General features: G+C 63.7%; 1 protein-coding gene. It reads right to left on the bottom strand.

The features are described from left to right. Positions 1–184 precede the first annotated feature (184 nt). Positions 185–1,753: a neutral zinc metallopeptidase gene (locus ACH2EI_RS04655; protein WP_395159262.1), complete on the bottom strand. Its 1,569-nt coding sequence runs from the start codon at positions 1,751–1,753 to the stop codon at positions 185–187. Positions 1,754–2,003: the final 250 nt, after the last annotated feature.

The following is a 2,003-nucleotide window of genomic DNA, read 5'->3' as shown; positions in this document are numbered from 1 at the left end:
TCCGTGGATCACTTTCGCCTGTCGTCGACGACGCCGACGTGGCAGAGGCCAAACGGCTACAACCTGCCATGGTGGTGCATCTCGTCGATGGTGCCGGCCACAGCGTCCAGGGCGATCGTCCGGTCGAGTTGGCCTCGATTATCACGAGCGAACTGAACTGAACTGAACTGAACTGAACTGATGGTTAGTTCGCGCAGGCGTCGAGCCCGCCGATGACGCCGTCGCGGAATGCGTCGATCTTCTCGAACGGGCTGCCGAGCACGTTGTCGTCGACACCGAGGTCGCCGATCAGAATGGCTGTGCGAACAGCTTCGTCGAGGTCGCCGGGCGACACAATGGATGTCCGGCCCTCGGCGCGCGGTTGGGGCAGTTGAAAGTCGACGGGGATGACTGTTTGTACCCATGCTCCGGCGAGGCAGTCGTTGATCAGCTCGCGACGTTCGCCTTCGATGGTCGATCCGAGTGAGCGCTGGGCAGCTTCGGCCCAGGCCGCGCCGATCAGGTAACCCAACGAGAAGTCGCCGAACGTGTTCTGTTCGTACAGGTCGCGGGCAACCGGCTCGTTGAGAAAGACGGTGTTACTGGATGGGCAGAGCGCTGCGCCGTTCTCGAAGCCGGCCTCGAGATCTGCACATGCTGCCTCGTCCTCGCTCTGGACAGGGACAAGCGTGAGTGGGGTGAAGTTGGGGACATCAGCGTCGACGCCCCAGAAAAGGTTGAGGTCGGGCACCAGAAACCCGAACAACTCGGCGCCCTCGCCGGTCTCCGGATCGCCGGCGTCGAACCCGAACGGAGCATTGCCTTCGTTGGCAAAGTCGTTGTTGTCGTTGAACTGGTTCGGCATGAGTGGGAGCGGGTTGTCAATCAGGTCGCCGCACCGAACCGCGCCTTGACGGAAGCCGACCTGGAAGGCGCCGACGCGGTCAAATCCGGACCCGTGGCCGCCGGGTGTGAACTGATCGATGCCGACGGGGTCACGCACTTCAAGCATGGCAATGAGACCGGCCCGGACGTCGGCATCGGAGAACGTGACGCCACCTTCGCCGCGTGCTGCGCGCCCCGCCCACGCGCCAGCGAAGCAGTCGGCCTGCTGTTCGGTCGTGACCGTCGGGAGGTTCTGTTGGAGAACGCCGCTGCGCTGCTGGATGGCGTGGCCGTACTCATGAGCAAGAACGATGCCGATCGTTCCTGCGCCGAAGTTGTCGGCGAGTTGGGCGAGTAGGCCGTCGTCGCCGTCGTCATAGACAATGAAGTCGTCAAGGCCGCAATAGAACGCCACGAACTCTTGGACGTCGTCGTAGGACGTGCGTGGTTCGCCGCAACCGGGGAGATCATCTGGCCGCTGGGGGTACGCCGCATAGACGTCACCTTTGAGCGGTTGCCATGGCTCGCCGTACACCTCGGGATAGGCCTGCTCCCACCAGTCGTCGAGGTCGGCGAGCGTGGCGAGGAGGAAGTCGTCGTACGGCTGGACCGGCTTGTTCGGACCGAAGTTGATGGCGCCGGGATCGATGTCGGTTGGAACGGTCGCCGGAGGTGTGGTGGCCGGCTCGCCTGGTTCGCTGGAGTTCGTTGTCTCGTCGCCTGAGGTGGTGGGCGCGCCCGTGTCGGGCGTTCCCGGTTGAAACGGTGGCGCGGTTGCTGCTCCCGCCGAGGCGTCGGAGCGAGTTGCGGTCACCGCAACGTCGGAGCCGCATGCTGCAGCGCTGAGGCCGATGGCGATCAGCAGTACGGAAAGTCGCGTCGTCTGCACACCTGCGACTCTAGACACGGACGTTTGCCGACTCGCATCGGCCGACCTGGATTTCGAATCTTCTCACCTTTGCGAAACTTCGCCTGGGGCGGGTCGTTTCGGTGCGGTACTTAAACCCGGCTTCCGCAGTTGATGGGCACATGACCGGCCTGTCGGGCGGATAGTGCCTGGTAGTCGGGTTGGAGGGTTCCGCAAGGTCGCGAAAAGCGTGGGCACACGATGTGGATTTGATCCTTGCGTGCGCTGTGGC

The sequence above is a fragment of the Ilumatobacter sp. genome, from assembly GCF_041688325.1.
Taxonomy (GTDB): Bacteria; Actinomycetota; Acidimicrobiia; order Acidimicrobiales; family Ilumatobacteraceae; genus Ilumatobacter_A.
This window is presented reverse-complemented; position numbering and strand designations above follow the sequence as displayed.